23 protein-coding genes and 1 tRNA gene are annotated in these 21,069 nt (G+C 66.2%); 17 read left to right on the top strand and 7 right to left on the bottom strand.

Annotated features, from left to right (window positions below; translation table 11 throughout):
• Genes ACWV14_RS07395 through ACWV14_RS07385 form a run of 3 tightly spaced genes read left to right on the top strand, consistent with a single transcriptional unit; the run spans window position 1 to window position 2,209 of the window.
• The gene (locus ACWV14_RS07395) at window positions 1-897 is read left to right on the top strand and encodes an ABC transporter permease (RefSeq protein WP_454907503.1); all 897 of its coding nucleotides are present in this window, start codon (window positions 1-3) and stop codon (window positions 895-897) included.
• The gene (locus tag ACWV14_RS07390; RefSeq protein WP_081267945.1) at window positions 897-1,691 is read left to right on the top strand and encodes an ABC transporter ATP-binding protein; all 795 of its coding nucleotides are present in this window, start codon (window positions 897-899) and stop codon (window positions 1,689-1,691) included. Before ACWV14_RS07395 ends, ACWV14_RS07390 begins: the two co-directional genes overlap by 1 nt.
• A gap of 29 nt (window positions 1,692-1,720) precedes the next feature.
• Window positions 1,721-2,209, top strand: a complete 489-nt coding sequence (locus ACWV14_RS07385; RefSeq protein ID WP_454907847.1) for a GNAT family N-acetyltransferase — start codon at window positions 1,721-1,723, stop codon at window positions 2,207-2,209.
• Between the two features lie 7 nt (window positions 2,210-2,216).
• Here the strand turns inward: ACWV14_RS07385 and ACWV14_RS07380 are convergent, their stop codons facing one another.
• On the bottom strand, window positions 2,217-2,495 hold the full coding sequence (locus ACWV14_RS07380; RefSeq protein WP_454907504.1) for a hypothetical protein: 279 nt from the start codon (window positions 2,493-2,495) through the stop codon (window positions 2,217-2,219).
• Window positions 2,496-2,606: 111 nt separating this feature from the next.
• Here ACWV14_RS07380 and hemA point away from each other — a divergent pair, with 111 nt between their 5' ends.
• From hemA to ACWV14_RS07350, 6 genes are all read left to right on the top strand, one after another.
• Window positions 2,607-3,878, top strand: coding sequence for a glutamyl-tRNA reductase (gene hemA / locus ACWV14_RS07375; RefSeq protein ID WP_422085287.1), 1,272 nt, complete (start codon window positions 2,607-2,609; stop codon window positions 3,876-3,878).
• Window positions 3,879-3,987: 109 nt separating this feature from the next.
• Complete coding sequence (gene prfA, locus ACWV14_RS07370; RefSeq protein ID WP_454907505.1) at window positions 3,988-5,076, top strand: peptide chain release factor 1; 1,089 nt, start codon at window positions 3,988-3,990, stop codon at window positions 5,074-5,076.
• The gene (gene prmC / locus ACWV14_RS07365) at window positions 5,076-5,927 is read left to right on the top strand and encodes a peptide chain release factor N(5)-glutamine methyltransferase (RefSeq protein WP_454907506.1); all 852 of its coding nucleotides are present in this window, start codon (window positions 5,076-5,078) and stop codon (window positions 5,925-5,927) included. Before prfA ends, prmC begins: the two co-directional genes overlap by 1 nt.
• Window positions 5,928-5,956: 29 nt before the next feature.
• Complete coding sequence (grxD, locus tag ACWV14_RS07360; protein WP_198082926.1) at window positions 5,957-6,286, top strand: Grx4 family monothiol glutaredoxin; 330 nt, start codon at window positions 5,957-5,959, stop codon at window positions 6,284-6,286.
• Between the two features lie 16 nt (window positions 6,287-6,302).
• The gene (locus tag ACWV14_RS07355; protein ID WP_454907507.1) at window positions 6,303-6,809 is read left to right on the top strand and encodes a cupin domain-containing protein; all 507 of its coding nucleotides are present in this window, start codon (window positions 6,303-6,305) and stop codon (window positions 6,807-6,809) included.
• 145 nt (window positions 6,810-6,954) lie between these two features.
• Window positions 6,955-8,265 (top strand): hemolysin family protein, encoded by a 1,311-nt coding sequence (locus tag ACWV14_RS07350; protein ID WP_422085283.1) that lies wholly within the window; start codon window positions 6,955-6,957, stop codon window positions 8,263-8,265.
• A gap of 10 nt (window positions 8,266-8,275) precedes the next feature.
• Here the strand turns inward: ACWV14_RS07350 and ACWV14_RS07345 are convergent, their stop codons facing one another.
• Window positions 8,276-8,944 (bottom strand): lytic transglycosylase domain-containing protein, encoded by a 669-nt coding sequence (locus ACWV14_RS07345; RefSeq protein ID WP_454907508.1) that lies wholly within the window; start codon window positions 8,942-8,944, stop codon window positions 8,276-8,278.
• Window positions 8,941-10,686 carry a proline--tRNA ligase gene (locus ACWV14_RS07340; RefSeq protein WP_454907509.1) on the bottom strand — a complete coding sequence of 582 codons (1,746 nt, stop codon included), beginning with the start codon at window positions 10,684-10,686 and terminating at the stop codon, window positions 8,941-8,943. The genes ACWV14_RS07345 and ACWV14_RS07340 overlap by 4 nt, the downstream gene beginning before the upstream one ends.
• A gap of 134 nt (window positions 10,687-10,820) precedes the next feature.
• Here ACWV14_RS07340 and ACWV14_RS07335 point away from each other — a divergent pair, with 134 nt between their 5' ends.
• Together ACWV14_RS07335 and ACWV14_RS07330 are read left to right on the top strand one after the other, a co-directional pair.
• A complete protein-coding gene (locus ACWV14_RS07335) occupies window positions 10,821-11,486 on the top strand; it encodes an RNA pyrophosphohydrolase (protein ID WP_422089140.1) in 666 nt (221 codons plus the stop codon).
• The gene (locus ACWV14_RS07330) at window positions 11,437-12,027 is read left to right on the top strand and encodes a CNP1-like family protein (protein WP_454907510.1); all 591 of its coding nucleotides are present in this window, start codon (window positions 11,437-11,439) and stop codon (window positions 12,025-12,027) included. Before ACWV14_RS07335 ends, ACWV14_RS07330 begins: the two co-directional genes overlap by 50 nt.
• Window positions 12,028-12,071: 44 nt before the next feature.
• On the opposite strand, the gene proB is transcribed toward ACWV14_RS07330, so the two are convergent.
• From proB to rplU, 4 genes are all read right to left on the bottom strand, one after another.
• A complete protein-coding gene (gene proB, locus ACWV14_RS07325) occupies window positions 12,072-13,211 on the bottom strand; it encodes a glutamate 5-kinase (protein WP_422085279.1) in 1,140 nt (379 codons plus the stop codon).
• 74 nt (window positions 13,212-13,285) lie between these two features.
• On the bottom strand, window positions 13,286-14,362 hold the full coding sequence (cgtA, locus tag ACWV14_RS07320) for an Obg family GTPase CgtA (RefSeq protein ID WP_422085278.1): 1,077 nt from the start codon (window positions 14,360-14,362) through the stop codon (window positions 13,286-13,288).
• 71 nt (window positions 14,363-14,433) lie between these two features.
• Entirely contained in the window at window positions 14,434-14,694 is a 261-nt protein-coding gene (rpmA, locus tag ACWV14_RS07315) for a 50S ribosomal protein L27 (RefSeq protein ID WP_081267930.1), read from the bottom strand.
• Window positions 14,695-14,706: 12 nt separating this feature from the next.
• A complete protein-coding gene (rplU, locus tag ACWV14_RS07310; RefSeq protein WP_057592097.1) occupies window positions 14,707-15,018 on the bottom strand; it encodes a 50S ribosomal protein L21 in 312 nt (103 codons plus the stop codon).
• Window positions 15,019-15,201: 183 nt separating this feature from the next.
• Here rplU and ACWV14_RS07305 point away from each other — a divergent pair, with 183 nt between their 5' ends.
• The 6 genes from ACWV14_RS07305 to coaE all read left to right on the top strand — a co-directional run bounded on the left by ACWV14_RS07305 (window position 15,202) and on the right by coaE (window position 21,010).
• Window positions 15,202-16,194 carry a polyprenyl synthetase family protein gene (locus ACWV14_RS07305; protein WP_454907848.1) on the top strand — a complete coding sequence of 331 codons (993 nt, stop codon included), beginning with the start codon at window positions 15,202-15,204 and terminating at the stop codon, window positions 16,192-16,194.
• 51 nt (window positions 16,195-16,245) lie between these two features.
• Window positions 16,246-16,322: transfer RNA gene (locus ACWV14_RS07300), tRNA-Pro, on the top strand.
• Between the two features lie 113 nt (window positions 16,323-16,435).
• Complete coding sequence (gene pilB, locus ACWV14_RS07295) at window positions 16,436-18,169, top strand: type IV-A pilus assembly ATPase PilB (RefSeq protein ID WP_454907511.1); 1,734 nt, start codon at window positions 16,436-16,438, stop codon at window positions 18,167-18,169.
• Between the two features lie 26 nt (window positions 18,170-18,195).
• Window positions 18,196-19,425 (top strand): type II secretion system F family protein, encoded by a 1,230-nt coding sequence (locus ACWV14_RS07290; protein ID WP_454907512.1) that lies wholly within the window; start codon window positions 18,196-18,198, stop codon window positions 19,423-19,425.
• Window positions 19,425-20,390: a prepilin peptidase gene (locus tag ACWV14_RS07285; protein WP_454907513.1), complete on the top strand. Its 966-nt coding sequence runs from the start codon at window positions 19,425-19,427 to the stop codon at window positions 20,388-20,390. Before ACWV14_RS07290 ends, ACWV14_RS07285 begins: the two co-directional genes overlap by 1 nt.
• Before the next feature lie 11 nt (window positions 20,391-20,401).
• Entirely contained in the window at window positions 20,402-21,010 is a 609-nt protein-coding gene (coaE, locus tag ACWV14_RS07280; protein WP_454907849.1) for a dephospho-CoA kinase, read from the top strand.
• Window positions 21,011-21,069 lie beyond the last annotated feature (59 nt).

Here is a 21,069-nt window from a genome sequence, read left to right as displayed (position 1 = left end):
ATGTCCCTCATCGCATCGCTGGGCGCCATCGAGATCGGTCTGATATTCGGACTGGTCGCGCTGGGCGTCTTCATGTCGTTTCGCATCATCAACTTTCCCGACCTCACGGTGGACGGCAGCTTCCCGCTGGGCGCCGCCGTGGCCGCGACGCTGATCGTCGCCGGCTGGAACCCGGTGGCCGCCACCGCGGTTGCCTGCGTGGCCGGCGCCGCCGCGGGCTGGGTCACGGCCTGGCTCAACGTCAAGCTGAAGATCATGCAATTGCTCGCGAGCATCCTGGTGATGATCGCGCTGTACTCCATCAACCTGCGCGTGATGGGCAAACCCAACGTGGCGCTCATCACCGAACCGACTGTATTCAGCATGGTCGACTTCGGCGGCGTGCCCGAGCAGTGGGCCAAGCCGCTGTTGCTGCTGCTGATCGTGATCGTCGCCAAGATCCTGGTCGACATGTTCTTCGCCTCCGAAGCCGGTTTGGCGATGCGCGCCACCGGCGGCAACGCGCGCATGGCGCGGGCCCAGGGCATTTCGACCGACTTCCACACCATGGCCGGCCTGGCGCTGTCGAACGCGCTGGTGGCGCTGGCCGGTGCGTTGTTCGCGCAGAGCCAGGGCACGGCCGACATCTCGATGGGCGTGGGCACGATCGTGATCGGCCTGGCCGCGGTGATCATCGGCGAGACGCTGCTGCCCGCGCGCAGCATGGTCATCACCACGCTGGCCTGCGTGCTGGGCGCGCTGCTGTACCGCTTCTTCATTGCGATGGCGCTGAACACCGACTTCATGGGCCTGCAGGCGCAAGACCTGAACCTGGTCACCGCAGTGCTGGTGGCGTTCGCGCTGCTGGTGCCGGCTTACAAGCGCAAGCTGCGCGCGCTTTTCAAGGAGAAGAACTGATGCTGCGCGCCCAACAACTCGAGATGACCTTCAACCCGGGCACGCCGATCGAGAACCGCGTGCTGCGCGGGCTCGGCCTGGAGATTCCCACCGGCCAGTTCGTTACCGTGATCGGCTCGAACGGCGCGGGCAAGTCGACCTTTCTCAATGCGGTGAGCGGCGACCTGATCGTCGACAAGGGCAGCATCGAGATCGACGGCAAGGACGTGACCCGCATGAACGCCTGGCAGCGCTCGGGCATGGTGGCCCGCGTGTTCCAGGACCCGATGGCCGGCACCTGCGAGGCGCTGACCATCGAGGAAAACATGGCGCTGGCATGGAAGCGCGGCGAACGCCGGGCCTTCGGCTTCGCGCTGAACCGCAACCTGCGCGAGCTGTTCCGCGAGAAGCTGTCGATCCTGAAGCTGGGGCTGGAGAACCGGCTGGCCGACCGCATCGGCCTGCTGTCGGGCGGCCAGCGGCAGGCGGTGAGCCTGCTGATGGCCTCGCTCAAGCCCTCGCGCATCCTGCTGCTCGACGAGCACACCGCCGCGCTCGACCCCAAGACCGCCGCCTTCGTGCTGGAGCTGACGGCCAAGATCGTCGAGGCCGGCCAGCTGACCGCGATGATGGTGACGCACAGCATGCGCCAGGCGCTGGACTACGGTTCGCGCACGGTAATGCTGCACGAGGGCCAGGTGATCCTCGACGTGGCCGGCCCCCAGCGCGCCGGCCTCGACGTGCCCGACCTGCTGCGCATGTTCGAGCAGACCCGCGGCGAGAAGCTGGACGACGACAAGCTGCTGCTGGCCTGATCGTGTCGAACGCCCCCTTCGTGCGCGACATGCGCGCCGCCGACCTCGACGCCGTGCTGGCGATCCAGCTCGCCTGCTACGGCGCGGGCTTCGTGGAAGACGGCGAGCTGATCGCGCGCCGGCTCGCGGCCGCGCCCCATACGGGCTGGGTCGCCGAGCATGGCGGCGGCGTGCGGGCCTATCTGGCGGGCTACCCGTCGATGGTCGGCAAGCTGACGCCGCTGCACGGCGAGTTCGAAGTGGCCCCGCAGGCCGATTCGCTGTACCTGCACGACCTGGCAGTGCACCCCGACTCTGCGGGGCTGGGCCTCGGCCCACGGCTGGTGCGGCATGCCTGGGCGCATGCGGCGCAGGCCGGATGGCGGCATTCGACGCTGGTGTCGGTGCAGTCTTCGGTCGGTTTCTGGGAGCGCCAGGGCTATGCGGCAACGCAACCCGAGGGTGCCGAGCAACAGGCCCGGCTCGCCACCTACCCCGGCCGGTCGGTCTACATGATCCGCCGGCTGGACCCGGCCTGAGCGGCTTTCAGCGGCGCCAGCCGCGCATCGCCAGCCATTGCACGGTGCCGCAGACCACCACGAGCGCGGCGTAGGTCGCCATCATCCCGTCGTGGCCGAACACCGCCAGGCCGGCCACCAGCACAGCGACACCGGCCGCAAACACGAGCGCCAGTTGCGCCCACCAGCGCGGCAAGCCGGCACGCCTGCCGCCCAGGAAGCGGCCCGCGAACACCAGCACCAGCGCCATGAAGGCGGCCGGTGCAACGAAATTGAGCAGGTGATCGAGGAGGTCGAGCAGGTCCATGGGGGGCCGCATGCGTGCGGGAGGTCATGCGGCGGGGCTTATGGCTGTCATAGGGAAAGCCATTTGTCCCTGCGCAAGCCCGGTGCGGTTGCTGATTTTATAATCACGGGCATGTCTGTCTGGGCTCTTGGCTTGAACCACACGACCGCGCCGCTCGATCTGCGCGGTCGTTTTGCGTTCGCGCTCGACCAGATCGCCCCCACGCTGCAGAGCCTGCGCAGTTCTTTCGGCACCGGCCGCCATCCCCAGGTCGAGGCCGCGATCATCTCCACGTGCAACCGCACCGAGATCTATTGCGCGTCCGAACACGCCGCGCTCGACCACACTTTCGGCTGGCTGGCCCAGAGCGGCGGCGTCGCACCCGCCCTGCTGCGCTCCCATGCCTACACCCTGCATGACGACGAAGCCGCGCGACACGCCTTCCGCGTGGCCAGCGGGCTCGACTCGATGGTGCTGGGCGAGGCCCAGATCCTGGGCCAGATGAAAGACGCAGTGCGCGCGGCCGAAACCGCCGGCGCACTCGGCAGCACGCTGAACCAGCTGTTCCAGCGCTCCTTTGCCGTGGCCAAGGAAGTGCGCACGGCCACCGAGATCGGCGCGCATTCCATCAGCATGGCCGCCGCGGCCGTGCGCCTGGCCGGACAACTCTTCGAAGACCTGCGCAAGACGCGCGTGCTATTCGTCGGTGCCGGCGAAATGATCGACCTCGCGGCCACGCACTTCGCGGCCAAGGAACCCAAGTCCATCGGCATCGCCAACCGCACGCTCGAACGCGGCGAAAAGCTGGCCTCGCGCTTCGGCGGCGAAGCCATGCGGCTGGCCGACCTGCCCGCGCGCCTGGCCGAGTTCGACATCGTCGTGAGCTGCACCGCGAGCACGCTGCCGATCATCGGCCTGGGTGCCGTCGAGCGTGCGCTCAAGGCACGCAAGCACCGCCCGATGTTCATGGTCGATCTGGCCGTGCCGCGCGACATCGAGCCCGAAGTGAAGGCGCTCGAGGATGTGTACCTCTACACCGTCGACGACCTCGCGCAGGTGGTGCAGCAGGGCCATGCCAACCGGCAGGCCGCCGTGGCGCAGGCCGAAGTCATCATCGACGCCGGCGTGCAGAGCTTCATGCACTGGCTGGGCCAGCGCGGCACCGTGCCGCTGATCCAGCAGCTCAACGCACAGGCCGACGAGTGGCGTGCCGCGGAGATGGCGCGTGCCCGCAAGCTGCTGGCCAAGGGCGAATCGGTCGAGGCAGTGCTCGAGGCCATGTCGCGCGGGCTCACGCAGAAGATGATGCACGGCGCGCTGGCCGAACTGCACGCGGGCGACGCCACCTCGCGCGAGCAGACGGCACAGACCATCTCGCGGCTGTTCCTGCGCAAAGAGCGTTAGCGACGCTCGCCAGCGGCCCGGCCACGGCCTTCTCCTGGCCGGCCGCAGCCTTCATTGCGCCTGCCGCTGCATTGCGGCTTCCTCCCATTTTTTCGAGCCCCCTTCCGCCGTGAAATCCTTTCTGCGCCACCAACTCGAACGCTACGTCCAGCGCCTCGGGGAGCTCGACTTCCTGCTCTCGCGCGAAGACATCATGAGCGACATGGCGCAGTACCGCACCATCTCGCGCGAGCATGCCGAAGTCACCCAGATCGCCGGCCGCTACGAGCGCTACAAGCAACGCGAGGCCGACATCGCTGGCGCCAGGGAAATGCTCGACGACCCCGACATGGCCGAGATGGCGCGCGAGGAAATTGCCGGCGCCGAGTCCGAGCTGGTGCAGCTCGAGGAAGAGCTGCAGCGCCTTCTGCTGCCCAAGGACCCGGACGACGCGCGCAACGCCTTCCTCGAAATCCGCGCGGGCACGGGCGGCGACGAGTCGGCGCTGTTCGCGGGCGACCTGCTGCGCATGTACACGCGCTACTGCGAGCGCGCCGGCTGGCGCTGCGAGATCGTGAGCGAGAGCGAGAGCGAACTCGGCGGCTACAAGGAAGTGGTGGTGCGCATCTCCGGCGACGACGTGTTCGGCCACCTGCGCTTCGAGTCGGGCGGCCATCGCGTGCAGCGCGTACCGGCCACCGAGACGCAGGGCCGCATCCACACCAGCGCCTGCACGGTCGCCGTGCTGGCCGAGCCCGACGAAACCGTGGCCGTGCAGATCAACCCGGCCGACCTGCGCATCGACACCTACCGTGCCAGCGGCGCGGGCGGGCAGCACATCAACAAGACCGACTCGGCCGTGCGCATCACGCACATCCCGACCGGCATCGTGGCCGAGTGCCAGGACGACCGCAGCCAGCACCGCAACAAGGCCAAGGCGCTGCAGGTGCTGTCGGCGCGCATCCAGGAGAAGGAGCGCAGCGAGCGCGCCGCCAAGGACGCCGCCATGCGCAAGGGGCTGATCGGCAGCGGCGACCGCTCGGACCGCATTCGCACGTACAACTTTCCGCAGGGCCGGCTCACCGACCACCGCATCAACCTCACGCTCTACAAGCTGCTGGCCATCATGGAAGGCGACCTCGGCGACGTGCTCGACGCCCTGCGCGCAGCGCGCGAAGCCGAGCAGCTGGCCGAGCTGGAATCGAGCCTGCCGGCGTGATGAGCACCGACGACCCGAAGCCGTCGACCGTGGCGCAGGCGCTGGCCGCCGGCATCGCTCTGGGCATCGACCGGCTCGACGCGCAGTTGCTGCTGCTGCATGCGCTCGGCCGCGCGCCGCACGACCGCGCATGGCTGCTGGCGCACGACACCGACGCGATGCCGGACGCCGCATGGTCCGCGCTCTCCGCGCAGCTGTCGCGCCGCCTCGCTGGCGAACCGGTGGCGTACCTGCTCGGCGAGAAGGAATTCCACGGGCTCGACCTGCGGGTCGACGCACGGGTGCTGGTGCCGCGGCCCGACACCGAGACGCTGGTCGAATGGGCCTTGCAGTGCCTCGAAGGCCGCGCCGCGCCGCGCGTGCTCGACCTCGGCACGGGCAGTGGCGCGATCGCACTGGCCCTGCAGCACGCACGCTCCGATGCGCGGGTCGACGCGGTCGATGCCAGCGCCGACGCGCTGGCGGTCGCGCAGGCCAATGCCCGGCGCCTGGGCCTGCCGGTGCGCTTCGCCCTGGCCAACTGGCTCGACGGCGCCGAGACCGGCTACACGGTCATCGCCAGCAATCCGCCGTACATCGCCGCCAACGACCCTCACCTGCCCGCCCTGCGGCACGAGCCCGTCTCCGCGCTGGTCGCGGGTGCCGACGGGCTCGACGACATCCGCCAGATCGTCCGGCACGCCCCCGCGCACCTCGCGGAAGGCGGCTGGCTCTTGCTCGAACACGGCCACGACCAGGCCGCAGCGGTGCGCCAACTGCTCGCCGAACGCGGTTTCGCCGAAGTGCAAAGCCGCGACGACCTCGCCGGCATCCAGCGCTGCTCCGGCGGAATCTGGCGCACGGTGAAATAATCCCTTCAGCCCACTTTTCAGGAGTCCCCATGTCCGACGCCCAGCAACGTATCGACGACCTCGTCAAGACCAACGACCTCGTGCTCTTCATGAAGGGCAACGCAAGTTTCCCGATGTGCGGCTTTTCCGGCCGCGCGATCCAGATCCTCAAGGCGGTCGGCGTCGACACCAAGGCGCTCAAAACCGTCAACGTGCTCGAAGACGACGGCATCCGCCAGGGCATCAAGGAATACAGCAACTGGCCCACCATCCCGCAGCTCTACGTCAAGGGCGAGTTCGTCGGCGGCTCGGACATCATGATGGAGATGTACGAGTCGGGCGAGCTGCAGCAGGTCATCGGCGGCGGCGCTTCGGCCTGATCCGGCGGGCTCCACGATGAGCCACGATCACGGCCATTCACATGGCCATTCGCACGAAGGCGAACCGGCCTGGAAGCACGACGGCGTGCGCGTGGTCGCCGCCAACCAGCTCGACGTGAACACCGCCCAGACGCCCGGCATGAACCGGGCGGCGGCCATCAATTTCGCCCGCGTCGGCGCGCAGAAGCTGTGGGCCGGCACCGTGACCATCCACGCCGATGCCAAGACCGGAGCGCACCATCACGGGCATCTCGAATCGGTGATCTACGTCGTGCGCGGCCGGGCCCGCATGCGCTGGGGCGAGAAGCTCGAGTTCACTGCCGAGGCCGGGCCGGGCGACTTCATCTACGTGCCGCCCTACGTGCCGCACCAGGAAATAAACGCCAGCGCCACCGAGACGCTGGAATGCGTGCTGTGCCGCAGCGATGGCGAGGCGGTGGCGGTGAATCTCGACATCGAACCTGTCGAAAAGCCCGAATCCGTACTCTGGGTCGACCCGACCCATCCGCACGGCGGGATATAAGCCCTCCCCCAGGCTTCGCGCACTTCGTGTCGCTTTCGCCCCCCCCTCGCCGGGGGCGACACCTGCGGCCCGGCAAAGCCGGTTCCGCGGTGTCGCTGGAATAGTCCCTTAGTCATGGCACCATGACGGTCTTCGCCGTGCCACCATGACCCTGACCCAAAGCCTGCTCATCATCGTCCTGCTGATCGCGCTGAGCGCGTTCTTCTCCCTTGCCGAAATCACCCTGGCAGCCTCGCGCCGCCTGCGCCTGCGCCAGATGGCCGACGAAGGCGACCCTCGGGCCGAGAAGGTGCTGCGGGTGCAGGAGCAGCCGGGCCACTATTTCACCGTGGTGCAGATCGGCCTCAATGCCGTGGCCATCCTCGGCGGCGTGGTGGGCGAAGGGTCGCTCAGCCCCTACTTCGCCGTCTTCTTCGAGAAATGGCTGAGCGTGGAAGCCTCGGGCAACGTGGCGTTCCTGTGCTCCTTCGTGATCGTCATCGCGGTGTTCCTGGTGTTTGCCGACCTGTTCCCCAAGCGGCTGGGCATGAGCAACCCCGAGCAGCTGGCGGTCCGCATGGTCGGGCCGATGCTGCTGCTGATCACCACCTTCAAGCCGCTGGTGTGGTTCTTCACGCGATGCACCGACCTGCTTTTCAAGGCGCTGGGCATGCCAATGGCACGCGACGACAAGATCACCTCGGCCGACATTCTCGCGATGACCGAAGCCGGTGCGCGGGCCGGCGTGCTCGCGGTGCGCGAGCAGCAGGTGATCGCCAATGTGTTCGAGCTGGAGACACGGCTGGTGAGCAGCGTGATGACGGCACGCGAGAGCATCGCGTGGTTCCTGCACGACGACCCCGAGTCGGTGCTGCGCGCGCGCATCGTCGCCGAGCCCTTCTCGGCCTACCCGGTGTGCGACGGCGACATCGACCACGTGCTGGGCTACGTGGACGCCAAGGACATGTTCCAGCGCGTGCTAAGCGGCCAGCCGCTGGCCTTCGACCAGGGCCTGCCGCTGCACAAGGCGCTGGTCATTCCCGACCGGCTGTCGCTCACCGAGGTGCTCGAGCAGTTCCAGCAGGCGCACGAAGACTTCGCGATCATCGTCAACGAATACAGCCTGGTGGTGGGCGTGATCACGCTCAACGACGTGATGAGCACGGTGATGGGCGACCTGGTGTCGATGCCCGACGAAGAGCAGATCGTGCAGCGCGACGAGAACTCGTGGCTCATCGACGGCATCACGCCCATCCAGGACGTGCAGCGCGCGCTGCACATCGACGAGCTGCCGCATTCGGAGGAATACGAGACCCTCGCGGGCTTCCTGATGGTGATGCTGCGCCGCGTGCCCAAGCGCACCGACAACGTGAGCTGGGGCGGCTACACCTTCGAGGTGATGGACGTCGACAGCTACCGAATCGACCAGGTGATGGTCACCAAGGGCTCGGGCACCGCGAAAGCGCCGGCGGCCTGAACGTGCGGCGTCAGGCGGGCGAGCGGTCGCGCTCGCGGTCCCTGTCGTTGAACACCCAGAGCCGCTGGTTGGCGAATACCGCGTTCGGGTAAGGCGACTTGCCGCGGCTGCCGTTGTAGCGGCCGAGCGTCATGAACAGATCGCCGTTCTCGCGGTCGAGATAGTGGCGCAAGATGACACAGCCGAAGCGCAGATTGGTCTGCATGTGGAACAGCTTGCCGGGGTCGGAGTCGCCGATCACGCGCGTCCAGAACGGCATCACCTGCATGTAGCCGCGCGCGCCGGCGCTCGACACCGCAAACTTGCGGAAATTGCTCTCGACCTGCACGAGCCCCAGCACTAGGCTCACCTCGAGGCCCGAGCGCTTGGACTCGTACCAGGCGGTCTGCAGGAATTCCTTGCGCGACGGCCAGTCGGGGATCTTCTTCTTGAGCCGCTCGCTCATTTCGCCGAGCCAGCGCAGATAGACCAGCCGGGCCTCGGTGTTCGGAAACTCTGGCACCGGTGGCGCCTTGTTGTGGATGGCCGAGCTCAGCGCGGTGCGCACCGAGTCGATCAGCGGCTCCTCGATCTGCGCGCCGGCCTGGGCGGTCCGAGGCAGCGACAACATCGTGAGGGCGCCCGCCGTCATGGCGCCGCCCAGGCAATGGCGTCGCGAGAGGCCGCCCTCCAGGCTCATTTCGCGAGCTTGCCGCTGATGAATTCGGCGATGCCGGCCACAGGCACCTTGGTGGCCGCGGTGTCGCGCCGGCCCTGGTATTCGAGCTGGCCTTCCTTCAGGCCGCGGTCGGAGATGACCACGCGGTGCGGCACACCGATGAGTTCCCAGTCGGCGAACATCGCGCCGGGGCGCTCGCCGCGGTCGTCGAGCAGCACGTCGATGCCCTTGGCGAGCAGTTCTTCGTAAAGCGCTTCGGCCGCCACCTTGACCTCGGGGCTGCGGTCCATGCCGATCGGGCAGACCACCACAGTGAACGGTGCCAGTGCGTCGGGCCAGATGATGCCGCGCTCGTCGTGGTTCTGTTCGATGGCGGCGGCGGGCAGGCGCGTGATGCCGATGCCGTAGCAGCCCATCTCGAGGAATTGCGGCTTGCCGCCTTCGTCGAGGTAAGTGGCGTTCATGTCCTTGCTGTACTTGGTGCCCAGCACGAACACGTGGCCCACCTCGATACCGCGCTCGATGGCCAGCACGCCCTTGCCGTCGGGCGAGGCGTCGCCGGCGACCACGTTGCGGATGTCAGCCACCAGGTCGGGCTCGGGCAGATCGCGACCCCAGTTGACGCCGGTCATGTGGAAGTCGACTTCGTTCGCGCCGGTGATCCAGTCGGCCAGCACGGCGGCCTCGCGGTCGGCCACGAGCTTGACGGGCTTCTTGAGGTTCAGCGGGCCCAGGTAGCCGGGCTTGCAGCCGAAGTGCTCGTCGATTTCGGCGAGCGTGGCGAAGCGGAAGCCCTGGTTCAGGCCGGGCAGCTTGCCGACCTTGATCTCGTTCATGTCGTGGTCGCCGCGCAGCAGCAGCAGCCAGACCTGCGAGCCCTTGGGATTGCCGGCCTCGTCGAGGATGTCGGTGGCCAGCACCAGCGACTTGATGGTGGTGGAAAGCGGCACGCCCAGCAGTTCGGCCACGTCGGCGCAGGTGCTCTTGCCGGGGGTCGGCGTCTTTTCGAGCGCCTTGGCGGCAGCGGGGCGCGGGCCGGCCGGGGCGAGCGCCTCGGCCTTTTCCATGTTGGCGGCGTAGTCGCTGTCGGGGCAGTAGACGATGGCGTCCTCGCCGGTGGCGGCGATCACCTGGAACTCTTCGCTCAGGTCGCCGCCGATGGCGCCGCTGTCGGCCGCCACGGCGCGGTAGCGCAGGCCGAAGCGGTCGAAGATGTTGCGGTAGGCCTGCGCCATGACCTGGTAGCTGGCCTTGGCCGCGTCGAGGTCGCGGTCGAAGCTGTAGGCGTCCTTCATGATGAACTCGCGCCCGCGCATCAGGCCGAAGCGCGGACGGCGCTCGTCACGGAACTTGGTCTGGATCTGGTAGAAATTCTTCGGCAGCTGCTTGTAGCTGCGGATTTCCTGGCGGGCGATGTCGGTGACCACTTCTTCGCTGGTCGGCTGGATCACGAAGTCGCGGTCATGCCGGTCCTTGATGCGCAGCAGTTCGGGGCCCATCTTCTCGAAGCGGCCTGTCTCCTGCCAGAACTCGGCCGGCTGCACCACCGGCATCGTCATTTCGACGGCGCCGGCGCGGTTCATTTCCTCGCGCACGATCGCCTCGACCTTGCGGATCACGCGCAGCCCCATGGGCATGTAGGTGTAGATGCCCGTGCCGAGCTTCTTGATCATGCCGGCGCGCATCATGAGCCGGTGGCTCGCGACCTCTGCGTCAGCGGGCGCTTCCTTGAGGGTGGAGACAAAAAATCGGGAAGCTTTCATCGGGATCGCGGTGATGGAAACGAAATGGAAGTGGGGAACTGCTCCCCCGGAGAGACCCTGAGAGCCTGCATCGCAGCTTGCCGAGGGCACCCCGGCATGCATAATCGACTCAGTTCAAAAATTGGGGTTTGATTATGCTCGACCGGGACGGCTTCAGGCCCAACGTCGGCATCATCCTGCTCAACCAGAGAAACCAGGTTTTCTGGGGCAAACGCATACGCACGCATTCCTGGCAGTTTCCGCAAGGCGGCATAGACCGCGGCGAAAGTCCCGAGCAAGCCATGTTCCGGGAACTGCACGAGGAAGTGGGGCTCCATCCGGAGCATGTGCGCATCGTGGCCCGTACCCGCGACTGGTTGCGCTACGAGGTGCCGGATCGGTTCATCCGCCGTGACGCACGGGGCCACTACAAGGGCCAGAAACAAATCTGGTATTTACTGCAACTCGTCGGCCACGATTGGGATCTCAACCTGCGTGCAACCGACCATCCTGAATTCGACGCCTGGCGCTGGCATGACTACTGGGTGCCGCTCGACGTTGTCGTCGAGTTCAAGCGCGGCGTCTACGAGATGGCGCTCACCGAGCTTGCTCGCTACCTGCCACGGCAGGATTTCCGCAACCGCTTCCTGCGCAGCAACGTGCGCGCTCGAGAATTCGAGCGCCACTCGCTGGACACCGGGGCGCCTCCCGGACTGGACCTGCCGCCGGGCGGCAGCTTCGATCCGCATCCAGACATTCCTTCAGTGAGCGATGACCCTTCTCCCAACCACAACGCGCCCTTCCTTCCGACGCAACGCTGAACGCGCGCTCCTGCTCGCCTGCTTCGGCATCCTCGCAGGCTGCGCCTCGGGCAACCACGACACCGACAACGCCGACTGGGCCCAGGCCGGCATGCCGCCGCCGCCCAAGCGCTCCGAGACGGACAAGGAGTGGGCCGAAACCGCCGTTCCGCCGCCCCCGGCGTTCAGCGAAAGCCGCTTGCTGCAGATCTCGATGCCGCCGTACATGAGCCTGCAGTTCGGCATCGACCCGAAAACGATCGCCATCACGGACGACGGCATCGTGCGCTACGTGGTGGTGGCGCACAACCGCTCCGGCGGCGCCGTCAATGCCTTCTACGAAGGCGTGCGCTGCTCGACCTCGGAGATGAAAAGCTACGCCCGCTATAACGAAGGCCGCTGGCACGAGAACGAAAAGCCCGAGTGGAAGCGGTTCTACGACCTGAACTCCAGCTACACCAAGGCGCTGGCCGGCCAGGCACTGTGCCGCGGCAATGCCCCGCGCGCATCGGTCGGAGAAATGGTCCAGAACATCCGGAACCCCGTCCGGGAAGTGCAGTAAACCAAAAACAAACGGGGCCTCGCGCCCCGTTGTCGTTTTCAGCCTTAGCCGGGCATCAGCACCATGTTGTCGCGGTGGACCATTTCAGGCTCCGCCACGTAGCCCAGCAGGCGCTCGAATTCGGACGATGGCTTGCGGCAGAGCAGCCGCGCTTCCACGCTCGAATAGTTGGCCAGGCCACGAGCCAGCTCCACGCCCTCGGTATCGCGCACGGCGATCACGTCGCCGCGCGAGAACTCGCCCGACACCCCCGTCATGCCGATCGGCAGCAGGCTCTTGCCCTCGGCCCGCACCTTGGCAGCCGCGCCTGCGTCGACGACGACGGCACCGCGCAATTGCAGGTGGTCGGCCATCCAGCGCTTGCGGGCCTGGTGCTTGGCGGTCTGCGCCACCAGCAGCGTGCCGATGGATTCGCCCTTCGCCAGGCGCAGCAGCGCATCCGCTTCTCGCCCCCAGGCAATGACGGTGGAGGCGCCCGAGCCCGCGGCGCGCTTGGCCGCGAGGATCTTGGTGATCATGCCGCCCTTGCCGATGCTCGAACCCGCGCCGCCAGCCATTGCCTCGAGCGCCGGATCGCCCGCCGCGGCTTCGTGCACGAACTTCGCTTCCGGGTCCTTGCGCGGATCGGCCGTGTAGAGGCCTTTCTGGTCCGTGAGGATGACCAGCGCATCGGCTTCGACCAGGTTGGCCACGAGCGCGCCAAGCGTGTCGTTGTCGCCGAACTTGATCTCGTCGTTGACGACGGTGTCGTTCTCGTTGATGACCGGGACGACGCCCAGCCGCAGCAGCGTGACGAGGGTCGAACGCGCATTGAGATAGCGCTCGCGATCAGCGAGGTCGGCGTGCGTCAGCAGCACCTGGGCGCTGCCGATCTGGTTCTCGCGCAGCTTGGTCTCGTACATCTGGGCCAGGCCCATCTGGCCGACCGCCGCTGCCGCCTGCAACTCATGGATCTCGTGCGGACGGGTACGCCAGCCGAGCCGCTTCATGCCTTCGGCAATGGCACCGCTCGACACCATCACGACCTCGCGGCCGTCGCGCACGAGTTCCGCCAACTGGCGGCACCATTCGCCGATGGCCGCTTCATCGAGGCCACGCCCCTCGTTGGTCACGAGGCTGGAGCCCACCTTGACGACGATACGGCGGGCATCCCGCAAGGCGGTGGATCCAGAATTCGAAGTCATTTCGGCTGTAGCGGTCGTGGATGCTGCGTTGATTGCTATCTGATATGTAGCATCTTTCGATGCTCTGCCGCGGCTCAGGCGCCTTCGGGCGGCAGCGGAATGAAGCGCGGATCTACCTCGACCGGCGCATGCTCCGCCACCTGCTGCGCCTTGACCTGCTGATAGATGGCCTGCACCAGGTGCTCGCAGCCTTCGCGCGTGAGTGCCGAGATTTCGAACACCGGACCCTTGAAGCGCAGGCGCTTGACGAAGTCCTTGACGCGCGCGGCACGCTCGTCGGCGGGCACCATGTCGAGCTTGTTGAGCACGAGCCAGCGCGGCTTCTCGTAGAGCGCGGCGTCGTACTTCTTCAGTTCGCCGACGATGGCCTTGGCTTGCGCCACCGGGTCGATGCTGTCGTCGAACGGCGCCATGTCGATCACGTGCAGCAGCAGACGGGTGCGCTGCAGGTGACGCAGGAAAAGATGGCCGAGGCCGGCACCGTCGGAAGCACCCTCGATCAACCCGGGCAGGTCGGCCACAACGAAGCTCTGCTCCGGCCCGACGCGCACGACGCCGAGGTTCGGGTGCAGCGTGGTGAAGGGGTAGTCCGCGATGCGCGGACGGGCATTCGAGATGGCGCTGATCAGCGTCGACTTGCCGGCATTCGGCATGCCGAGCAGGCCCACGTCGGCCAGCACCTTGAGTTCGAGCTTGAGACTGCGCTTCTCGCCGGGCCAGCCGGGCGTCTTCTGGCGCGGGGCACGGTTGATGGCGCTCTTGAAGCGCATGTTGCCGAAGCCACCGTCGCCACCCTTGGCAATGGTGATGACTTCGCCTTCCGCCAGGAGCTCGAACAGCACCTCGCCGGTTTCTGCGTCGGAGATGATCGTGCCGACCGGCATCCTGAGCGTGATGTCCTCGCCCGCGGCGCCGAACATGTCGGAGCCCATGCCGTGCTCTCCGCGCTTGGCCTCGTGGCGGCGCGAGTAGCGGAAATCGACAAGAGTATTCAGATTCGAGTCGGCCACCGCGAAGACGTGGCCACCCCGGCCTCCGTCGCCGCCGTTGGGGCCGCCGAACTCTTTGTATTTCTCATGACGGAACGACACGCAGCCGTTGCCGCCATCGCCCGCGGCGATGTCGATGAAGGCTTCGTCGACGAACTTCATGGGATGTCCAGTTTACAAATGAAGAAGCCCCGGCAATGCGGGGCCTCGGGCTGATCGAAGTGACTCGAGGCTTACGCCGCGGGCGTCACGTTGACCGTGTGCTTGTTCAGTGCACCCTTTTGACCGAACGACACGTGGCCGTCGACCAGGGCGAAGAGCGTGTGGTCCTTGCCCACGCCGACGTTCACGCCGGGGTGGAACTGGGTGCCGCGCTGGCGCACGATGATCGAGCCTGCGCTGATCAGTTCGCCGCCGAAGGCCTTCACGCCGAGCATCTTGGGCTTGGAATCGCGCCCGTTTCGCGTTGAGCCGCCGCCTTTTTTCTGTGCCATGGAATCTTCTCCTTAGCCGGCGATCGCGCCGATTTGCAGTTCGGTGAACTGCTGGCGATGGCCTTGACGTTTCTGATAGTGCTTGCGACGGCGCATCTTGAAGATGCGAACCTTGTCGTGCTTGCCGTGCGACAGTACCGTGACTGTCACCGTTGCGCCGGACACCAGGGGCGTGCCAACCTTGATTTCAGCGCCGTTTCCGACAGCCAGAACCTGGTCGATCACGATTTCCTGGCCTACGTCCGCAGCAATCTGTTCTACTTTAATTTTTTCGCCGGAAGCAACACGATACTGCTTGCCGCCGGTTTTTATGACCGCGTACATGTAAACCTCTTAGAAATTGAGTCCCCGCGGCGAATTCCGCAGAGCCCAAGATTATAGCGCGGTTTGTGTTCGCTAACCACCCCGCCCCTGGCCCGCTGCCTGCGGAAGGTAACGGCTCCCTATAATTTGCGCGTCCCGGCCCCTGGGCCGCCCTTACTTTCAGCAGCGCTCCGCGCCTCCGCTTTGCCAGTTCCCGCCGCCGACACCACCCCCACCGCCACCGTGCTGGACCTGATTGCCGGCGACATGGTCGAAGTCGATCGTGTCATCGCTCGCCGCCTCGACACAGGCGTGCCGCTGGTCAGCCAAGTCTCCCAATACATCATCTCCGCAGGCGGCAAGCGCCTGCGGCCGGCGCTTCTGCTGCTGATGTCAGGCGCGCTGGGATACACCGGCGAGCAGCGCTTCAATCTGGCGGCAGTGGTGGAGTTCATCCATACCGCGACGCTGCTGCACGACGACGTGGTCGACGAATCGACCCTGCGCCGCGGACGCGCAACGGCCAACGAATCGTTCGGCAACCCGGCCAGCGTGCTGGTCGGCGACTTCCTCTACTCGCGCGCCTTCCAGATGATGTTGGACGCCAACAACATGCGCGTGATGCAGATCCTGGCCGAGGCAACCAACGTGATCGCCGAAGGCGAAGTGCTGCAGTTGATGAACATGCACGACGCTTCGCTGGATGAAGCCGCCTACCTGCGCGTGATCCGCTCGAAGACCGCCAAGCTTTTCGAAGCCAGCACCCGGCTCGCCGCCGTGCTGGCCGGCGCCACGCCCGAGGTCGAGGAAGCCTGCGCCACCTACGGGCAGGCGCTGGGCACCGCCTTCCAGGTGATCGACGACGTGCTGGACTATGCCGGCGACGCCAACGAGACAGGAAAGAACGTCGGCGACGATCTGCGCGAAGGCAAGACCACGCTGCCGCTCATCTTTGCGATGCAGCGCGGAACGCCTGCGCAAAGCCAGCTCGTGCGCGCCGCCATCGAGGCCGGAGATACTGCCCAACTGGGCAAGGTAGTCGAGATCGTTCGCGAAACCGGAGCGCTGGATGCTTCCCGCGAAGCCGCTGCTGCAGAGGCACAACGAGCAATTCATGCATTGAATGGCTTTCCGTCCAATTTGCACGCTTCAGGTTTGCTACAATTAGCGGCTCAGTTGCTTGAGCGACGTGCCTGAACACCTCACCTGAGTTGGCATCTAGGACGACTTCTCTTTTCTTGCAACCATCGGGGTGTAGCTTAGCCTGGTAGAGCGCTACGTTCGGGACGTAGAGGCCGGAGGTTCGAATCCTCTCACCCCGACCAGCCTTTGGCTGGCATAAATAAATGGCCATGCCTGTTGCTGTGTAGCGATTTACAGCACAGGAGTGTTCAGCGATGATCGTGAAGCACTTTTTCACATCTTTTGCATTCGCTGAATGGCCGCTGCCGAACTTCCAGTCAAAGAATCCGCGCAGATAGCGCTTCCAGGGCTCGCACGCGCCCTGGTTTCGGCCGGCAAGCTGGCCGCCAAGACGGCGGAAGACATCTATCAGAAGTCACTGAGTGGCCGCACCAGCTTCATCGCGGAACTGACCGGCACGGGCGCCGTGTCGGCCGCGGACCTTGCCCATACCCTTTCCAGCGCATTCGGCGCCCCGCTGCTCGACCTCGACGCCATCGACCACCAGCGCCTGCCCAAGGACCTGCTCGACCCGAAGCTCTGCCACGCCTACCGCATCGTCGTTCTCAGCAAGCGCAACAACCGGCTGATCGTTGCCACGGCCGACCCTTCGGACCAGCAGGCGGCGGAGAAGATCAAGTTCGCGTCGCAGATGGGCGTCGACTGGGTCATCGCGGAATACGACAAGCTGTCGCGCATGATCGAAGCCGCCGCCGTGAGCGCGGCGGAGACCATCAACAGCATCGTCGGCAGCGAGTTCGAATTCGACGAAGTCACGCCCGACACCTCGGGCGACGCCAACGAGCAGGCGATCGCCGAAGTCGAAGACGCGCCGGTGGTGCGGTTCCTGCACAAGATGCTGCTCGACGCCGTCAGCATGCGGGCATCGGACATCCATTTCGAGCCCTACGAGCACAACTACCGCGTGCGTTTTCGCGTGGACGGCGAACTGCGCGAGGTCGCCAGCCCGCCGACCGTTATCAAGGACAAGCTCGCCTCCCGCATCAAGGTGATTTCGCGGCTCGACATCTCCGAGAAGCGCGTGCCGCAGGACGGCCGCATGAAGCTCAAGATCGGCCCCGACCGCGTGATCGACTTTCGCGTGAGCACGCTGCCCACGCTGTTCGGCGAGAAGATCGTCGTTCGTATTCTCGACCCCAGCAGTGCGCGCCTGGGCATCGATGCGCTGGGCTACGACGCCGACGAGAAGGCGCGGCTTCTGCATGCCATCGGCCGCCCCTACGGCATGGTGCTGGTGACCGGCCCGACGGGCTCCGGCAAGACGGTGTCGCTCTATACCTGCCTGAACCTGCTGAACCAGCCGGGCGTGAACATCGCGACGGCGGAAGACCCGTCGGAAATCAACCTGCCGGGCGTCAACCAGGTCAACGTCAACGAGCGCGCGGGGCTGACTTTCGCCGCCGCGCTGCGCGCGTTCCTGCGGCAGGATCCCGACATCATCATGGTCGGTGAAATCCGCGACCTCGAAACCGCCGACATCTCGATCAAGGCGGCGCAGACGGGCCACCTGGTGCTATCGACGCTGCACACCAACGACGCGCCGACCACGCTCACGCGCATGCGCAACATGGGCATCGCGCCGTTCAACATCGCATCGAGCGTGATCCTGATCACCGCGCAGCGCCTTGCACGGCGGCTGTGCACCGTCTGCCGCGCGCCCGCGGACGTGCCGCGCGAAGCCCTCCTCGACGCGGGATTCCAGGAAGAGCAACTGGACGGCAGCTGGAAGCCCTATCGCCCCGTCGGCTGCTCGGCATGCAGCGGCGGCTACAAGGGCCGTGTCGGCATCTACCAGGTGATGCCGATCTCTGAGGCCATCCAGGAAATCATCCTGCGCGACGGCAGCGCACTCGACATCGCACAGCAGTCCGAGAGAGAAGGCGTACGCTCGCTGCGCCAGTCCGGCCTGCGCAAGGTCATGCAGGGCCTGACTTCGCTCGAAGAAGTCGTGGCCTGCACCAACGAATAACGCACACACTGAAATCCGGAGATCGAATGGCAACAGTGGCATCCCCCCGCTCCCAGCCCACACACAAGGAATTTGTCTTCGAGTGGGAAGGCAAGGACCGCAACGGCAAGCTGGTGCGTGGCGAACTTCGGGCCGCCGGCGAAAACCAGGTGCAGGCTGCGTTGCGCCGCCAGGGCGTGCTCGCTTCGAAGATCAAGAAGCGGCGTATGCGCTCGGGCAAGAAGATCAAGCCCAAGGACATTGCCATCTTCACGCGCCAGCTGGCAACGATGATGAAGGCCGGCGTGCCGCTGATGCAGTCCTTCGATATCGTCGGGCGCGGCAACGCGAACGCGAGCGTGGCCAAGCTGCTGAACGACATCCGCAGCGACGTGGAAACGGGTACGTCCCTTTCGGCGGCCTTCCGCAAGTTTCCGAAGTACTTCGACAACCTCTACTGCAACCTGGTAGAGGCCGGCGAGGCCGCCGGTATCCTGGAAGACCTGCTGGACCGGCTGGCCACGTACATGGAAAAGACCGAGGCGATCAAGTCCAAGATCAAGTCGGCCCTCATGTACCCGACTTCGGTGGTCGTGGTGGCCTTCGTGGTGGTGGCCATCATCATGATCTTCGTGATCCCGGCGTTCAAGCAGGTGTTCACCTCGTTCGGCGCCGACCTGCCGGCACCCACGCTGTTCGTGATGGCGATGAGCGAGTTGTTCGTCTCGTACTGGTGGCTGATCTTCGGCGGCATCGGCGGCGGCGTTTACTTCTTCCTGCAGGCCTGGAAACGCAACGAGCGCTTCCAGAAGGTCATGGACCGTGTGCTGCTTCGCATCCCGATCTTCGGCGCGCTGATCGAAAAATCCTGCGTGGCTCGCTGGACCCGCACGCTGGCAACGATGTTTGCCGCCGGCGTGCCGCTGGTGGAAGCTCTCGACTCCGTGGGCGGCGCCTCGGGCAACTCCGTCTATGGAGACGCCACGGCCAAGATCCAGCAGGAAGTCTCGACCGGCACCAGCCTCACGGCGGCCATGACCAACGCCAACCTCTTTCCCTCGATGGTCATCCAGATGACCGCCATCGGCGAGGAATCCGGCTCCATCGACCACATGCTCGGCAAGGCCGCCGACTTCTACGAATCCGAAGTGGACGACATGGTCGCGGGCCTTTCGAGCCTGATGGAGCCCATCATCATCGTGTTCCTGGGCACCATCATCGGCGGCATCGTGGTCTCGATGTACCTGCCCATCTTCAAGCTCGGCCAGGTCGTCTGATGCTCGTTTCGCGGGAGATCGACACCGCGTTCGCCGGTGTCCTGGGGCTATTGATCGGCAGTTTTCTCAACGTCGTCATCTACCGTGTTCCGGTGATGATGTATCGGGACTGGCTGTCCGAGGCCGTGGCCAACCTGATGTCGTCCAAGGACATGCCGTCGCTCTGGTCGCTGGTCTTCGGGCCGAAAGCCGCGCCTCCGGCGGGGCTCGAGGCGGCGGCCGACAAGGCGGCAACGGCCATCGAGGCCCTGCCCCCCTTCAACCTCATGCGCCCGGCATCGCGCTGCGGAAGCTGCGGCCACGAGATCCGCTGGTACCAGAACATTCCCGTGCTGAGCTATGTGCTGCTGCGCGGCCGCTGCGCCTCCTGCAAGACGAGGATCAGCCCGCGCTACCCGCTGGTCGAGTTGATCACCGCCGGGCTCTTTGCCTTGTGCGCCTATCGCTTCGGCATCACTCCCACCGGCGCCCTGTGGGCGGCATTCGGGGCGCTGCTGGTCTGCCAGTTCCTGATCGACTTCGACACCCAGTTCCTGCCCGATTCGCTCAACTACCCACTGCTGTGGCTCGGCCTCGTCGGCGCGGCCATGGGCTGGACCGGCGTCTCGCTCAACGCCGCAGTCTGGGGCGCGGTGTTCGGCTACCTGAGCCTGTGGCTTGTGTACCATGGCTTTCGCCTGATCACGGGCAAGGAAGGCATGGGCTATGGCGACTTCAAACTGCTCGCCGCGCTGGGTGCTTGGCTGGGCGCCGACTACCTCATCGCGATCATCCTCGTCTCGTCGCTGGTGGGCGCCGTGATCGGGCTGACACTGCGCTTCGCAGGCAAGCTGGCGCACAAGGACATCCCCATCGCCTTTGGCCCGTTCCTGGCCGGCGCGGGCCTGATCTGCCTGGTGGCGGGTCCGGAGGTCGTGAAGCAGTGGATCCCGTTCGCGTTCCCGCTGGGCGCGCTGGTGCATTGACCGGCAAGGCCATGGTGCGGCGCATCGGGCTGACAGGCGGCATCGGCAGCGGCAAGAGCACGGTCGCCGCGCTGCTGGTCGCGCAGGGCGCGGTCCTGGTCGACACCGACGCCATCGCGCGCTCGATCGCGCAGCCGGGCGGCATCGCCATGCCGGCCCTGGAGGCCGCCTTCGGCCCCGGCGTGATCGCACCCGACGGCGGCATGGACCGGGCCGCCATGCGCCAGATCGTGTTCGCGGACGCTGGCGCCAAGACCCGGCTCGAATCCATCCTGCACCCGCTGATCGGCGCGGAAACCCGGCGCCAGGCCGCGGCGGCCGGCCCGGATGCCGTTGTCGTCTTCGACGTTCCGCTGCTGGTCGAGTCCGGCCGCTGGCGCGCCATCGTGGACCGGGTGCTGGTGGTCGACGCCCGCGAAGAAACCCAGCTGAAACGGGTGATTGCCCGCTCGGGGTGGTCACCCGAGGCGACCAGGGCGGTGATCGCCCAGCAAGCCCCGCGCAAGGCACGCCGGGCAGCCGCGGACGCCGTCATCTACAACGACGACCTGACCCTTGAGGAACTCGGTGCGCAGGTGCGGGGTCTCTGGGAACGGTGGGTTCGGACGGGCACGCGATAATTAACGATTGACGCCGCGACGGCTACACGACGATCACGTCAAACGGCGCACGCCTCAGC

The organism is Variovorax durovernensis (genome assembly GCF_977011995.1).
The sequence above is the reverse complement of the archived record's forward strand: the minus strand, read 5'-3'. Positions and strand labels throughout refer to the sequence as shown.

Excerpts from the sequence above, each read along its gene's own strand:
- ACWV14_RS07350 (WP_422085283.1), top strand. The coding sequence starts at position 6,955 with ATGACCCTGACCCAAAGCCTGCTCATCATCGTCCTGCTGATCGCGCTG.
- coaE (WP_454907849.1), top strand. The coding sequence starts at position 20,402 with ATGGTGCGGCGCATCGGGCTGACAGGCGGCATCGGCAGCGGCAAGAGC.
- ACWV14_RS07390 (WP_081267945.1), top strand. The coding sequence starts at position 897 with ATGCTGCGCGCCCAACAACTCGAGATGACCTTCAACCCGGGCACGCCG.
- rpmA (WP_081267930.1), bottom strand. The coding sequence starts at position 14,694 with ATGGCACAGAAAAAAGGCGGCGGCTCAACGCGAAACGGGCGCGATTCC.
- pilB (WP_454907511.1), top strand. The coding sequence starts at position 16,436 with ATGGCCGCTGCCGAACTTCCAGTCAAAGAATCCGCGCAGATAGCGCTT.
- prmC (WP_454907506.1), top strand. The coding sequence starts at position 5,076 with ATGAGCACCGACGACCCGAAGCCGTCGACCGTGGCGCAGGCGCTGGCC.
- grxD (WP_198082926.1), top strand. The coding sequence starts at position 5,957 with ATGTCCGACGCCCAGCAACGTATCGACGACCTCGTCAAGACCAACGAC.
- ACWV14_RS07395 (WP_454907503.1), top strand. The coding sequence starts at position 1 with ATGTCCCTCATCGCATCGCTGGGCGCCATCGAGATCGGTCTGATATTC.
- ACWV14_RS07385 (WP_454907847.1), top strand. The coding sequence starts at position 1,721 with ATGCGCGCCGCCGACCTCGACGCCGTGCTGGCGATCCAGCTCGCCTGC.
- hemA (WP_422085287.1), top strand. The coding sequence starts at position 2,607 with ATGTCTGTCTGGGCTCTTGGCTTGAACCACACGACCGCGCCGCTCGAT.
- ACWV14_RS07345 (WP_454907508.1), bottom strand. The coding sequence starts at position 8,944 with ATGAGCCTGGAGGGCGGCCTCTCGCGACGCCATTGCCTGGGCGGCGCC.
- rplU (WP_057592097.1), bottom strand. The coding sequence starts at position 15,018 with ATGTACGCGGTCATAAAAACCGGCGGCAAGCAGTATCGTGTTGCTTCC.
- cgtA (WP_422085278.1), bottom strand. The coding sequence starts at position 14,362 with ATGAAGTTCGTCGACGAAGCCTTCATCGACATCGCCGCGGGCGATGGC.
- ACWV14_RS07335 (WP_422089140.1), top strand. The coding sequence starts at position 10,821 with ATGCTCGACCGGGACGGCTTCAGGCCCAACGTCGGCATCATCCTGCTC.
- ACWV14_RS07285 (WP_454907513.1), top strand. The coding sequence starts at position 19,425 with ATGCTCGTTTCGCGGGAGATCGACACCGCGTTCGCCGGTGTCCTGGGG.
- proB (WP_422085279.1), bottom strand. The coding sequence starts at position 13,211 with ATGACTTCGAATTCTGGATCCACCGCCTTGCGGGATGCCCGCCGTATC.
- ACWV14_RS07380 (WP_454907504.1), bottom strand. The coding sequence starts at position 2,495 with ATGGACCTGCTCGACCTCCTCGATCACCTGCTCAATTTCGTTGCACCG.
- ACWV14_RS07290 (WP_454907512.1), top strand. The coding sequence starts at position 18,196 with ATGGCAACAGTGGCATCCCCCCGCTCCCAGCCCACACACAAGGAATTT.
- ACWV14_RS07340 (WP_454907509.1), bottom strand. The coding sequence starts at position 10,686 with ATGAAAGCTTCCCGATTTTTTGTCTCCACCCTCAAGGAAGCGCCCGCT.
- ACWV14_RS07330 (WP_454907510.1), top strand. The coding sequence starts at position 11,437 with ATGACCCTTCTCCCAACCACAACGCGCCCTTCCTTCCGACGCAACGCT.
- ACWV14_RS07355 (WP_454907507.1), top strand. The coding sequence starts at position 6,303 with ATGAGCCACGATCACGGCCATTCACATGGCCATTCGCACGAAGGCGAA.